Below are 13,550 nucleotides of genomic sequence, written 5' to 3'. Positions count from 1 at the left end.
ATACTTGAAAAGAGTATTGAATCTTTGGCTGAGAAGAGAGTGGGATTGCATTTTTTCTTAGGCAGATCGTTCCTAAAATAATCTTCCTTATAGAGGAAAAACGTATAAAAGATTTTTTTTCGAAATAATTCGGGTCTTTTATGGGAAAAATGAAAGAAATGGAGGAATGGATGAATGAATAATATAACCATTTATGATGTGGCTCGTGAAGCGAATGTTTCCATGGCCACCGTTTCCCGCGTAGTTAACGGGAATCCAAATGTAAAGCCAGCTACAAGAAAGAAAGTTTCGGATGTAATTGAAAGACTGGGGTACCGTCCCAATGCAGTGGCAAGGGGTCTTGCCAGCAAGAAGACGACTACCGTGGGGGTCATCATACCGGATATTTCCAGCATCTTCTTTGCCGAATTGGCAAGAGGGATAGAAGACATAGCGACTATGTACAAATACAATATCATTTTAAGCAGTTCCGATGAGAATATAGATAAGGAATTCCATTTATTGAATACGATGCTTGGAAAACAAGTGGACGGTATCGTTTTCATGGGTGGAAATATAACCGATGAACATGTTAAGGAGTTTACGAATTCCCCAGTTCCTATCGTTCTTGCAGGCTCAGTCGATGAAAGCGGACAAGTTCCATCCGTTAATATTGATTATGAGGCAGCAGCATTCGACGCCGTGACATTTTTTGCCCAAAAAGGCCATAAGCATATCGCATTTGTAAGCGGAAACCTTACAGCGGTTATTGATGAAATGAAATTGGCTGGTTATAAGCGGGGACTGAAGGAAGCTGGACTTACTTTTGATGAACGTTATATTGTCGAAGGCGATTATACATACGATTCAGGCATTGAGTCTTTTGAAAAGTTTCTTGAGGCTGGAGAGAAACCGACCGCGTTCATCGTCGGCGCTGATGAAATGGCGCTTGGGATCGTCCATGCCGCCCAGGATAAAGGGTATAATGTGCCGGATGACTTTGAAGTGATCAGCTTTGACAATACTAGATTGACTTTGATGGTGCGTCCGCAAATCACGACGATCGTTCAACCTCTATATGATATCGGTGCGGTTGCGATGAGGCTATTGACAAAGTTGATGAACAAAGAGCAGGTGGAGGAAGGTCATGAAAAAGTGATCCTGCCCCATCGGATCGAGGCAAGGCAATCAACGAAATGAGCTTAAGGGAGTGTCCTGCATGGGCGCTCTTTTTTTGTGTTTTGGGAAAAACGCCGTCAAGCTCCTCCTTCGATCTTGGATTCCCACTACATGCACAAAGCGTTTCGGGCGTTTTCGCTTTCAGTCTGCGTGGCCTTATATGGGGGCCGCCTCTCCTAAGCTGGACTCGCATCTTCCGCTACATTCCAATGCAGGAGTTTCGCTTAAACAGTTGAGTTCCGCAAAAGATTGGTGCGGGGGCCATCGTGAGCAGCAGCACATCTTCATTCATATGACCTGTTCGTTTTTTCACAGCTGATAGAAAAATCAGAAAACAATAACAAGGTGTATGAAGCGAGGATATGGTCAATTATAATCTCGATCATTTTAGCTTGAGCAAAGTTCAAAAGGGGTTGGGAATGTTTAAATTCCCAACCCCTTTTGTTAGCTATGTTCATTGCTTGCAGATGTTTTCCTGGAAGACCGGATAGGGTAGAGTGCCTTTTCCAGCGTTAAGGCATTCTTTTCGGTAATTTCAGGCTTCCTTGGAATGGGCTCGTACATATCCTCCATGTCATCCCATTCTTGCGGAAGTGGTACGGGGGACTCAGGCTGCCAGCTAGCGATCCATTCTTTTGAAAGGGGACCTGATAGATCGTTGTCGGTCATTTCAAGCCATACTCTAGACCAGGCCCTTGGAACGACACGCCATATATCATAGCCTCCGCCCCCTACGGCAATCCAGCGGCCATGGCAATACTGATGGGCCAATTCATGGGCAAGCCTTGGTATCTCACGGTAAATCTTCATCGTCGCAGATAAATGGGTGAGTGGATCGTAATAATGGGAGTCGGCTCCATTTTGCGTTAAGATGACATCCGGTTTGAAATACTCAATGACCTCCCGAAAGGCTGCTTCATAGCAATCGATCCAGGAGTCATCCTCGGTGAACGCATCCACAGGGATGTTGAAAGAGAAGCCGTAGCCTTTTCCTTGGCCCCTTTCGTTTATGGTGCCCGTGCCGGGAAATAAGTAGCGTCCCGTTTCATGGATGGAAAGGGTGCATACATCCGGATCATCGTAAAATGACCATTGGACCCCGTCGCCGTGGTGGGCATCCGTATCGACATACAAAACACGTGCCCCATATTTTTTCTGTAAGTATTTGATGGCGACCGAACTATCGTTATAAATGCAAAACCCCGAGGCTTTGCCACGAAAGCCATGATGCAGGCCCCCGCCAAGATTCAGGGCGTGCAGAGACTGTCCGGTCATGACGGCATCCACCGCCGTCAAAGTGCCCCCTACAAGCAAGGCGCTCGCTTCATGCATTTTAGGGAATATGGGGGTATCCTCTGTCCCCAGCCCGTAATTCACGGCTTTTTCCGTGGACAGCTTTCCCTCACCGGCCAACCTGACAGCGTTTACATAGTGGCGATCATGAATCAGTTCCAATTCTTCATCGGTGGCCATTCTTGGTTTGATTATTTGATCATCACGAATGGCATGGTGTTTTTTCAACAAATCAAGCGTGAGCGTAAGCCGCCTTTGGTTGAATGGATGCTCATCATTGAATTTGTAGGCAAGAAGTTCCTCCGAAAAGACGAAAAGGGAAGTATCACTCATGGGAAGTCCCCGGTAAACTTGGCCATAGGACGGTATAGCCTTCTTTTCTCAAATCCTCCACCACCATAAATGGATTCATCGTCTGGACACGGATGACCAGAATCTTATAATCGGTAGCATCTTTTTCCGGATAAACAAGGGTACTCAGGATATTGGAGTTGCGCCGTTTGAAAATATGGGCAATATCGTGAAGGGTCCCTGCCTTATTCGGGATTTTGATTTCGATTTGGGAGCCAGGCTGGTTGACACCCGTCAATTCAACGAATGATTGAAGCAGGTCGGAACCGGTTATGATGCCCACCAATTTCCTTTCTTTGACGATTGGGAGGCAGCTGATGTTGTTATCACAAAATACAGCCCCGATTTCTTCCACGAAATCGAGCGGGTGCCCTGTGATTAAATCGGTTTTCATGATGCTTGATAGAGGTTTTTGTAAACCAGTTTTATATTCTGCGGTGTTGAAAATTGATGGCGCAGCATCTCGTATATCACGGTCACTGACTAATCCCACAAGCTGAAAGCTTTCATCGACGATGGGAATATGGCGAATTCGTTTCTCCTTGATGATCACGACAGCGCTATGGATCGTATCCGCTGGAGTGAGGGTGATTATGTCCTCATTCATTATTTTTTCAACGATCATTTTCCTTCCTCCTCCATTTCACCTCTTTAATACATAAATCGATTCATGAAACGCAGCTGGTCGAATTTCTGGATGGATTCTTGCGTCACCCTCTTGCCGATGCGCGCCATCAGGCAGTTCGCCGGGTGTGAACTGATTTCCGGGTCATCCGTTGCAAAGTAGACCAGGCCGCCTGCGCTCATCATTTTTTCCATGATCTTGCGGTACTCCCAAATATTAAGCCCCGTTCCTTTTAAGTCCCAGTGCCAATAGTATTCAGTGGTGATGATGATGAAGTCCTCCACGGAATCGTCTTCCATCGAAAGGCGGATCAAATTCTTTCCGACGGAGGCACCCCGGTATTTAGGGATGACCTCGATCGCCCCTAGCTCAATCAGTTCCTTCATCTCGATTTCCGACCACCGTTCCAGTGGATCCGGATATAAATAGGTTACATAACCCACGATGGTTTCCTGTTCACGTGCGATGAAGATTCTGCCCTCAGGCAAGTCTGCAATCTCAATTAACGCTTTATGCTGCAAGGCAGGCGGGCGAAAGGCGACCAAGTCTTCATGAAACTCATAAGCCGACATTCGTTCCCCATTCAATGGTCCCTCGATGATGAGGGTTCCGCTCAATGTCTGCAGTTCCTTGGCATAAAAGGTCTTGTTATATTCCATTCTTTCACCATCCTTGTAAAATAGTACTCTTATACTCTTCGCTAACGAAGTATAAGGTGCAATGCTTGAGAACCGAGCAAATGGAAGTGTACATTAAATTATACATAGCTTAATTCAGAAAGTTCAAGGCGATTATGAATCTTTTGTTACAGCACCTTTCTTTATTAGCATCATTATACCTGTCTTCGGGATAACTTTATAGTGCCGCCCATTCAAGCATCAACAAGGGCGGATTTCCCTATTATGGAAGGGGTGAGTATTTTAAAAATTGAGATAATTACCCCTTTATACTATAATGGGAATATAGAGCCGAAAAAAGGGGGAGTTTGTCGTATGAATGTGAAAGCGTTGCCAGTGGTGGAAGGTAATTTCAATCTGAAGAATTACGATGAAGCATACAGGGGGTTTGACTGGTCAGAGACTGAAAAGGAATTTTCCTGGTCCGAAACAGGTAAGGTGAATCTGGCATATGAAGCCATTGACCGCCATGCCGAAACATACAGAAAGAACAAAATAGCCCTTTATTATAAAGATGATAAAAGAAAGGAAAAATATACATTCAAGGAAATGAAGGATTATACGAATCAAGCGGCCAATGTGTTCAGGAACATTGCCTCTGTCGAAAAAGGAGATCGTGTTTTCATCTTCATGCCGCGCTCGCCGGAGCTTTACTTTGCCTTGTTGGGTGCCATCAAAACGGGAGCGGTGGTCGGACCGTTGTTCGAGGCCTTCATGGAAGGAGCGATCAGGGACCGTCTCGAAGATAGCGAAGCGACTGTGATCGTTACGACCCCGGAACTTTTGCCGCGGGTTCCGGTTGATGAATTGCCCCATTTGAAGCATATTTTCCTAGTTGGCGAAAATATAAAAGAAGAGGGGAATTATCATCACTTCAATAAAAAATTAAAAGAGGCCGACACCAAATTCGACATTGAATGGGTGGATCGTAATGACGGATTGATCCTGCACTATACATCCGGCTCCACTGGAAAACCTAAAGGCGTGCTTCACGTTCATAATGCGATGATCCAGCATTACCAAACGGCCAAGTGGGTCCTGGATCTCCAGGAGGAAGACGTGTATTGGTGCACAGCCGACCCAGGATGGGTGACAGGGACGTCCTACGGCATTTTCGGACCATGGCTTACAGGAACCTCGAATGTCATTGTAGGAGGGCGATTCAAGCCTGAATCCTGGTACAAAACCTTGCAGGACTTTGGTGTCACGGTTTGGTACAGTGCACCGACTGCCTTCAGGATGCTGATGGGGGCAGGTGACGAAATCGTTAAGGAATTCGATTTGAGCTCCCTCCGCCATGTCCTGAGTGTCGGCGAGCCGTTGAATCCGGAGGTGGTGCGCTGGGGAATGAAGGTTTTCAATCATCGCATCCATGATACATGGTGGATGACGGAGACGGGCGCTCAGGTGATCTGCAATTATCCTTGCCTGGAAATCAGGCCGGGCTCGATGGGAAAACCGATACCTGGTGTGAAAGCTGCGATAGTGGATGATCAAGGCAATGAACTTCCGCCGCACCGCATGGGGAACCTGGCCATTAAGAAAGGCTGGCCATCCATGATGAAGACGGTCTGGAATAATCAAGCGAAATACGAATCTTACTTCATGCCTGGTGAATGGTATGTTTCCGGTGATTCCGCTTATATGGATGAAGAGGGGTATTTCTGGTTCCAAGGCCGGGTTGATGATGTCATCATGACGGCAGGGGAACGAGTGGGGCCATTCGAGGTGGAAAGCAAGCTTGTCGAGCATCCCGCCGTAGCTGAAGCGGGGGTCATCGGCAAGCCGGATCCAGTTCGTGGGGAGATCATCAAAGCGTTTATCGCCCTGCGTGACGGATACGATGCAAACGATGCCTTGATTGAGGAGATCCGCCAATTTGTTAAGCACGGTCTTGCAGCGCACGCTGCGCCGCGCGAAATCGAATTCAGGGACAAGCTTCCTAAAACGAGAAGCGGTAAAATCATGCGCCGTGTCTTAAAAGCATGGGAGCTTGATTTGCCAACTGGCGATCTATCATCGATGGAAGATTGATTTCAAAAAAAAAGGCATCCATGTTCAGCGCATGGATGCTTTTTTTGTCGTGTCGATAGGAAAAACAGGCTGGCGGATTATATCCTGCCAGCCTGTTTTTCGGCAAGGAAGCGTATCATTCTCCCTCTTCTCCCGCTTTATTAGCTTCTTTATCTTTATCATTGACCGGGTCTTTACTCTTATCTGCCCCGGTATCCTCTTTATTTGCATCATTTTTATCTTTGTCTTGATCCTGGTTTGGATCTCTATTTGGATCTTTATTTTTTTCTTGATCTTGCTGCTTATTAGTATCTTTATCTTTGTCTTTGTCCGAATCAGAAGGGTGGTTCTCTTCTTTTGATCCGGACTTTTTATCATCGTTTACGATTTTATCTTTTGTGCGATCTTCTTTATTGCTGGTCGAATCCTCTTTGGAGCTTGTCTTTTTAGCACCGCTTTCGACATGCTGGGATGGAGCTGATTCTTTTCCGACTATGTCAACGGCCGTTACGTAATAAGAGCCGCCTGAGCCGACTTTGTAAGCAAGCTCAGCCCCAGCATTGATGCTCGCCACTTTTTTGCCATCCTTATAGACACGATAGCCGACGACATCCCCTTCAGGATGCAGCCCCCACGTAATGCTATCGTTACTCATGGTTATGGAAAGGGGATCGGGCGCTTTGCCGTTATCATTCAATTTTGCTTTCGTCGCAACGACTTCCCCCGCTTTTTCGCCACCAGGAGTGATGGCGCCAGGGTCAAGTACATATTGCAACCCGATATCTGCAAACGAATCTGGGTTAAGCATGAACCCGCCGCTCGTGAATTCGCCAGGTGTTTGCGGAAGGGCGGCGTAGCGCTTGCTGCCGACGGAAACATATTGTCCATCTATGAAACTATTATCTGCCTTGGACGGTGCGTACTTGGCGATGAATAAATCCGACTTGACAAGTCCGGCCTTTTGGCAAGAGCTTGAAGGCAGCAGTCCGGACGCGCCGCAGAAGGAACGGCTGACGATTCCGCCAGGCATTTGGAATCGTTTATCGGGATCGATGAGTTTCGGTTCGACCTTGTAGGCCGCGTTGATCAAATCCGCCCAATAGTACATATTCCGTTTATTGTATTCCAGTCCGTTATAGGTGCCCTGCAAGGATTTCGGCTTGTCATAACCGATCCATGTCCCGAACGATACATTCGGGTTGGTGGCTACGAACCAGGCATCCCAATAGTTTTGTGAAGTTCCGGTTTTACCGGCCCAATCGCTTGAGAAGGCCAAGCGGTTCCTGACCGAAGCCGCCGTCCCGCTGTTTACGACATCGCGCATCATATCAAGCGTCAGGTAAGCGGCTTGCGGAGAGAAAACATCCACTGGTTTCACTTTATGCTGATAGATGACTTTGCCATCTTTCGAAACGATTTTATCGATCATATAAGCATCGATGAATTCTCCTGAATTGGCAAATGTGCCAAACGCATTGACGTTTTCTTCAACGGTTACACCTCTGTCCATGGCACCCAATGACATGGATAGGTTGTAGTAATCGCCTTTCGTCACGGTGGAGAAGCCCATTTTCTCCAAATATGAAGCAGGTCTCAGGTTGATTATCTTTTTGTAAAAGATCGCTGCCGGGATATTGTAGGACTTCTTCAGGGCCTCGCGGGCAGTCGATACGCCCGTATAGCTCCCGCCGCCATAGTTTCCTGGACTCCAATTTCCAATGGAAATCGGCACGTTCGCCGATACGCTGCCAGGCGAGATCTTGCCCAGTTCGATGCCTGGTCCATATACAAGCAATGGCTTCATCGTTGAACCGTTTGAGCGCAATGATTTGGTGGCGTGGTTCGTCTGTGCCCGCTTGAAATCGCGGCCGCCTACGAAACTGATGATTTTCCCCGTTTTATTCTCGATAAGAATCGCTCCTGCCTCAACGGGCTGGCTCACGGTTTTCGTTTCCTTCGTATCGGCATCGACGATTTGCGTCGGTTTATCATATCCGAAGTTCGGATAGTTTTTCGTTACTTCCTGCATCCTGTCATAAATCTTTTTGTTGACGGTCGTATAAATCTTATAGCCATTTTGTCGAAGCTTACGATCGGCAAGTGCTACATATTGCGCTTTTAAATCATCATCCTCTAAGTCCTTTTCTTCATATCCATCTTCTTTTGCCAGATTGACAGAAAGGATTTCGATCGAGCGTTTTTCAATTTCATAGGTGAGCCATGGATACTTCTCCGATGGCAGCTCCGATTTACCGATAAAGTCTTTGGTTATGTCGTATGCTGTTGCTTTATCATACTCATCCTTCGTTATGTATCCGTTACTATACATCCGTTTTAAAACGGTTTTCATCCGGTTGATGCCGGGTTGTTGATTTTCTTTCAATTTACCTTGCTGCGTATAGGGTGTATAGCCAAATGGGCTTTGCGGCAATCCAGCGATGAACGCGGATTGGGGCAGGCTCAGGTCTTTCGCCTCCACACCAAATATTCCTTCAGCAGCCGACTCGACACCGGCAATGTTCCGACCCGAAGAATTTCTCCCTAAAGTGGAGACGTTTAGGTAGGTTTCCAGGATTTCTTTCTTTTCAAAGAACTTCTCCACCCTGAGTGCGAGCAGGATTTCCTTGGCCTTCCGATCAAACGAGACTTCGTTTGTCAGCACTTGGTTTTTAATGAGCTGCTGTGTCAATGTGCTTCCTCCCGATTGGACGGATGCATTGGAGAATTCTTGGTAAACGGCACGGAGGATGGCCTTAGGGACAACTCCGTCATGTTCATAAAAATACTCATCTTCTGTCGCAATGACGGCATTCTGAAGATGCTTGGAAACTTTGTCTATTGATACTTCCTCACGCTCGAGATCGCTCTTGAGCTTGCCCAAGTATACATCATTGGCAAAGTATACTTCAGAGGTCTCTTCATAATTGTAGATGTCTTTTTTTAGATCTTCTTTAGAGCGTACCGGCTCATCTTTGACGAGGGCAGCGAAATAGCCGGCTCCAACGCCGCCGGCGAATGAGAATCCTAGAATCCCGACAATAAAGAGGATCAGCGTTAAATTCCAAATGACCTGGTAGGTTACTCGCGCGTTTTTTTGTGTCTTTTCATTTCCGAAAAAACGGGTCAGCTGCTGCCATGCCGTTCGTAATCTATCTTTTAGATTATTATTCATCGTATCATACCCCCTGAAATCACATATATTATAGCATATAACAAGTAGGCGAAAGGACATCTTTCTTATTTTTCTAGAATCTGTAAGGGGAATGTTGACAAGCAAACTTATGTATGATAAAAAGTTAATACCAACAATTAAATGATGGAAAGATCGCGATGATAGGACCCAGTAGTCAGACTATCCCTGTTATAGAGAGCCGGTGGTTAGTGCAAATCGGTACAAATGGTATGATGAATTACATCCTGGAGCATTTACCGTGAAATGAGTAGTAGCGGTGAACGGTTGACGACCGTTATTCGTCTCGAGCGGAGGACTCATGTTGTCCTCAAGTTGGGTGGTACCGCGAATTCATTCGTCCCTTCATATTTATGAAGGGACGTTTTTGTGTTCTTTAGTTTTTTTAAGATGAAGGAGGAATATTACATGGGATTGCTTAATGACCTCGAATGGAGAGGGATTATTTATCAACAAACCGATCAAGAGGGGTTTAAGGACCTTTTGGAAAAAGAGAAAATTTCATTATACTGCGGTGTCGATCCGACTGCCGATAGTATGCACATTGGACATTTGCTGCCATTCTTGACGATGCGCCGTTTCCAGCAGCACGGCCATCGTCCCATCGTGCTTGTGGGCGGTGCAACTGGATTAATCGGTGATCCAAGCGGTAAAAAAGAGGAGCGCCAGCTGCAAACGCTGGAAAAGGTGCTTCACAATGCAGACTGTTTAAAGGGACAGCTATCCCACATCTTTTCATTCGACGGTGAAAATGGTGCGGTCATGGTCAATAACTATGACTGGATCGGTAAAATCGATATGGTTACGTTCTTGCGTGATTACGGTAAATACATCGGCATTAACTACATGCTGGCAAAAGATACGGTCGCCTCCCGCTTGGAGACGGGAATTTCCTTTACCGAATTTGCGTACACGATTTTACAAGGAATCGATTTCAATCATTTATACAGCAATCACGATTGTAAATTGCAAATAGGCGGCAGTGATCAATGGGGCAATATCACGACAGGCCTGGAAATGATCCGCAAATCCAATGATGAAGAAGCGAAAGCATACGGCATGACGATCCCGCTCGTAACGAAGGCGGACGGTACGAAATTCGGTAAAACGGAAGGCGGCGCAATCTGGCTTGATCCGGAGAAGACCACTCCGTACGAGTTTTACCAATTCTGGATCAATACTGCGGATGCCGATGTGGTCAAATACTTGAAATTCTTCACATTCCTATCTCGTGAAGCGATTGAAGAGCTAGAGCAATCCGTACAGTCCGAACCACATTTACGCAAAGCGCAAAAAGCGTTAGGTGAAGAAATGACCCGTTTGATTCATGGTCAGGAAGCTCTAGATCAAGCCATCAAAATCTCTGCCGCGCTATTTAGCGGAGAAGTGAAGAATTTAACTGCAGCGGAAATCAAATTGGGCTTTAAGGATGTCCCTAGCTTTGTACGTGAAAGCAAGGAAGATATCGGGTTGGTCGAGTTGATCGTCGAAGCGAAAATCTCCCCATCGAAGCGTCAAGCCCGTGAAGATATCCAAAACGGAGCCATTTCCATCAATGGTGAGAAAGTGACCGATCTGCAGTATGTAGTGACGGAAGCGGCCAAGATCGAGGGAGAGTTCATCCTCGTTCGCCGCGGCAAGAAGAAATATACATTAGTGAAATGAGTGTAGTGAAGCCCGGCTGAGTGACAGCCGGGCTTTGCTGTGTAAGAACAAAACAAAAAACCAATGATTTGTGAGAGTATTTGATTGAAGGGCTAGAAAAAACATGATAATGAATGGACAATCGGAGTTGGTCAGTCTTTGTTATTTTTCACCATCAATGATACAAAACAAAATAACGCTATAAAAAATAGGAGTGCGGGAAACGTATAAAAAGTTGCATTGTATTTAATAGAAGAATCAGCTTGTAAACCATACAGATAAATAAATAGGATAAAGGAAACGGACAATGCTATCGTGCCGGTCAATAATTTCATAATCTTACCTCTCTTTGGTTCATTTAATCGTATTATACAGAGCAATTTTAAAATAAAGGGGGAACTGTGAGGTTTTTAAAGGGCGGTAGACAAAGCATTGCTTTTATCGGCTCAAAATATTGGAGTTTTTAACTTTTGGTTATATCTTCTTAAAAGAGACTGGATTAGCACTTTTAGAATTCAAAAGGCTAATAAGAAAACGGTGGATAACACTACTATAAAAAACAGGCAGGCAAAGTTCATTTTGAGCAATTTTTAACTTTTTAATCAAAATTAAAGAATAGTTTTTTTTGCTGTTTTTTTGTTAAATAGTTCGGAATTCTAAAAAAAGCACTAGGATAAAATGTAAAACCTAATGCTTTTTTTAATAAAAGGTTATTTAATTTTAGAGAAGTTGTAAGAAATTGTATTGTAGTGATACAGCCATTGTCCCAATGCCCAAGCATTAGCTACAACAGCCACAGGCCCTGCAACATTTTTAATGACAGTTTTAAGGGTTTGTAAAGAAATTATTTTTCCTGCAGTTAAACCACCACCTGTGAAAGCAGCGATTAACCACCCAGCTAAAGTTCCATTTTCTACACCTCTTATAGAATCAACCCCCCTTGCATGAGTATCAAATGTTTTAGAACTTAGTTTAGCTGTCTTAGTTCCTGATTTCGCATAAGTTGCAGTTCCTTTTTTTGTAGAGTAGTTCTTTTTATAGCTTATGTTTAATACAGAAACTAACGATTTATTACTTGAGGTAGAAGCAAAAGGCATAATACTTTGAAAATTATTCTCAATGTTGGGTTCGGGCATTTCTTCATTTTTATAAATTTCTTGATCTGTTATTTTTTCATCTTTAATAATTGTTTCAAAATCTTGTAATAAATCATTTGTCTCCTCATTATAAGATTTCGTATGGATAACTATAGATCCATCTTCCAGAAGTTCTGTGATCTCAATATAACGAATTTTGTTGCCATCAATTGATAATATATATTCGAACTTCTTATCTGTTTCTTTAATAATTGTTAAAGATTCATCTCCTACAGGTATTTCAGAAGTTGCTGATGTTTTACTTGGTAGGGAGATTAAAATTGTACCAAGTAATAATATAAAACTCATAAAAACTACAGTACCTTTTTTAAAATTCATCGCCTTCATACCTTTCTTAATATATGTACATGTACATATATTAACCTACCATAAAATAGGTAAAACGGGAATTAATATTCAGAAAATTTATATAATTTTCGATTTTTATGGTACTATTTATTTAAATAAGAATATATAGAAAAACATAAAATCATAATGAAAGCTAAAAAAAGAATTATGCCTATAAGAAAATTTACTGTTAAATAAATTGCTGAAACATTTAAGAATGCAATTAAAATAAATATATTTATCTTTTCTTTAGTTTTTAAGAAAAATATAAAAATTAAAGAGAATATGAATAAGGAACTTGATAAATAAAATATAGAATCGTATTCTAAGGTATCATTATGCGTTAATAAAACAAACGAGTATAAGACTATAAGTGTTACTATACTAACTATTTTTTTCATAGATGGCCCTCCTTTTTATATATAACCTAATGATGCTAAAATATCATATAATACCTAAAAATGTTAGTTTGTCACAATCAATTAAAATAAGAGAATGCGCACTTATTCATGATTATGTTTACTCCATTCTTCAATTTCGGAGCTTTCATTAAAATATACAAATAATTACAAAAAGGAGATTCTAAAAATGCTACAAAATAAACTTGTTAAATCCATTTCAATAATTCTTACAACAGTACTATTTCTATCCTCCATTCTAATTATTTCTTCAAGTTATTTTAATAGCAAGCAAATGAAGTCGGCTACAAGTCAATGTTATAAAAATAATGGGAAAGTTATCTTAGAAATACACAATAGTTTTACAAATGAATTTTCCTTTGAATGCCAATAAGTGATTTGATTATAATTGGTTAGGTACTGCAATGGGCTTGATATACTGAAATTTTTATAAAGAAGAATAATTTCTATATATAAGGTAGACCGATTTTTGTACATAAAAACAGAATAAGTTACTTCATATTTTGGCTGCATAAGCAAAAAGCCCTTCTCGTGTGGAGAGAACAAATTAAATGAGACAAGGAAAAAACACCCTGATTCATATCCATCCAATATGATTCTTAAGAGGGTGTTTCTCTATGGGCATAGGAGTGTGTTACGCAGAAGAAATAAAGTGGGAAGCGATTGATGAAATAAGCTCGATAATCGTATACCGGT

General features: G+C 43.1%; 8 protein-coding genes and 1 other annotated feature. Of the genes, 3 read left to right on the top strand and 5 right to left on the bottom strand.

Going from position 1 to position 13,550, the window contains the following annotated elements:
* Positions 1-174: 174 nt before the first annotated feature.
* Positions 175-1,179, top strand: a complete 1,005-nt coding sequence (gene ccpA, locus ABE28_RS17325) for a catabolite control protein A (protein WP_064466037.1) — start codon at positions 175-177, stop codon at positions 1,177-1,179.
* 423 nt (positions 1,180-1,602) lie between these two features.
* Here ccpA and ABE28_RS17315 read toward each other — a convergent pair whose 3' ends face one another.
* Genes ABE28_RS17315 through ABE28_RS17305 form a run of 3 tightly spaced genes read right to left on the bottom strand, consistent with a single transcriptional unit; the run spans position 1,603 to position 4,086 of the window.
* Positions 1,603-2,784 carry an acetoin utilization protein AcuC gene (locus ABE28_RS17315; RefSeq protein WP_064466036.1) on the bottom strand — a complete coding sequence of 394 codons (1,182 nt, stop codon included), beginning with the start codon at positions 2,782-2,784 and terminating at the stop codon, positions 1,603-1,605.
* Entirely contained in the window at positions 2,777-3,427 is a 651-nt protein-coding gene (locus tag ABE28_RS17310; protein WP_064466035.1) for an acetoin utilization AcuB family protein, read from the bottom strand. Before ABE28_RS17310 ends, ABE28_RS17315 begins: the two co-directional genes overlap by 8 nt.
* 26 nt (positions 3,428-3,453) lie before the next feature.
* Positions 3,454-4,086 (bottom strand): GNAT family N-acetyltransferase, encoded by a 633-nt coding sequence (locus tag ABE28_RS17305; protein WP_064466034.1) that lies wholly within the window; start codon positions 4,084-4,086, stop codon positions 3,454-3,456.
* A 333-nt stretch (positions 4,087-4,419) separates the two neighbouring features.
* Between ABE28_RS17305 and acsA the strand changes: the two genes are divergently transcribed.
* Positions 4,420-6,138 (top strand): acetate--CoA ligase, encoded by a 1,719-nt coding sequence (gene acsA / locus ABE28_RS17300; RefSeq protein ID WP_064466033.1) that lies wholly within the window; start codon positions 4,420-4,422, stop codon positions 6,136-6,138.
* A 115-nt stretch (positions 6,139-6,253) separates the two neighbouring features.
* On the opposite strand, the gene ABE28_RS17295 is transcribed toward acsA, so the two are convergent.
* Positions 6,254-9,289 carry a transglycosylase domain-containing protein gene (locus ABE28_RS17295; RefSeq protein WP_064466032.1) on the bottom strand — a complete coding sequence of 1,012 codons (3,036 nt, stop codon included), beginning with the start codon at positions 9,287-9,289 and terminating at the stop codon, positions 6,254-6,256.
* 149 nt (positions 9,290-9,438) lie between these two features.
* Positions 9,439-9,655: a binding site (T-box leader), on the top strand.
* Positions 9,656-9,715: 60 nt separating this feature from the next.
* Between ABE28_RS17295 and tyrS the strand changes: the two genes are divergently transcribed.
* Positions 9,716-10,972 carry a tyrosine--tRNA ligase gene (tyrS, locus tag ABE28_RS17290; protein ID WP_064466031.1) on the top strand — a complete coding sequence of 419 codons (1,257 nt, stop codon included), beginning with the start codon at positions 9,716-9,718 and terminating at the stop codon, positions 10,970-10,972.
* A gap of 689 nt (positions 10,973-11,661) precedes the next feature.
* On the opposite strand, the gene ABE28_RS17280 is transcribed toward tyrS, so the two are convergent.
* Positions 11,662-12,426 carry a hypothetical protein gene (locus ABE28_RS17280; RefSeq protein ID WP_064466029.1) on the bottom strand — a complete coding sequence of 255 codons (765 nt, stop codon included), beginning with the start codon at positions 12,424-12,426 and terminating at the stop codon, positions 11,662-11,664.
* Between the last annotated feature and the right edge of the window lie 1,124 nt (positions 12,427-13,550).

Origin of the sequence: Peribacillus muralis, from assembly GCF_001645685.2 — a bacterium.
Taxonomy (GTDB): Bacteria; Bacillota; Bacilli; order Bacillales; family DSM-1321; genus Peribacillus; species Peribacillus muralis_A.
This window is presented reverse-complemented; position numbering and strand designations above follow the sequence as displayed.

Coding starts and splice junctions, on each gene's coding strand:
- tyrS (WP_064466031.1), top strand. CDS start 9,716: ATGGGATTGCTTAATGACCTCGAATGGAGAGGGATTATTTATCAACAA.
- ABE28_RS17295 (WP_064466032.1), bottom strand. CDS start 9,289: ATGAATAATAATCTAAAAGATAGATTACGAACGGCATGGCAGCAGCTG.
- ABE28_RS17280 (WP_064466029.1), bottom strand. CDS start 12,426: ATGAATTTTAAAAAAGGTACTGTAGTTTTTATGAGTTTTATATTATTA.
- ABE28_RS17305 (WP_064466034.1), bottom strand. CDS start 4,086: ATGGAATATAACAAGACCTTTTATGCCAAGGAACTGCAGACATTGAGC.
- ABE28_RS17315 (WP_064466036.1), bottom strand. CDS start 2,784: ATGAGTGATACTTCCCTTTTCGTCTTTTCGGAGGAACTTCTTGCCTAC.
- ABE28_RS17310 (WP_064466035.1), bottom strand. CDS start 3,427: ATGATCGTTGAAAAAATAATGAATGAGGACATAATCACCCTCACTCCA.
- ccpA (WP_064466037.1), top strand. CDS start 175: ATGAATAATATAACCATTTATGATGTGGCTCGTGAAGCGAATGTTTCC.
- acsA (WP_064466033.1), top strand. CDS start 4,420: ATGAATGTGAAAGCGTTGCCAGTGGTGGAAGGTAATTTCAATCTGAAG.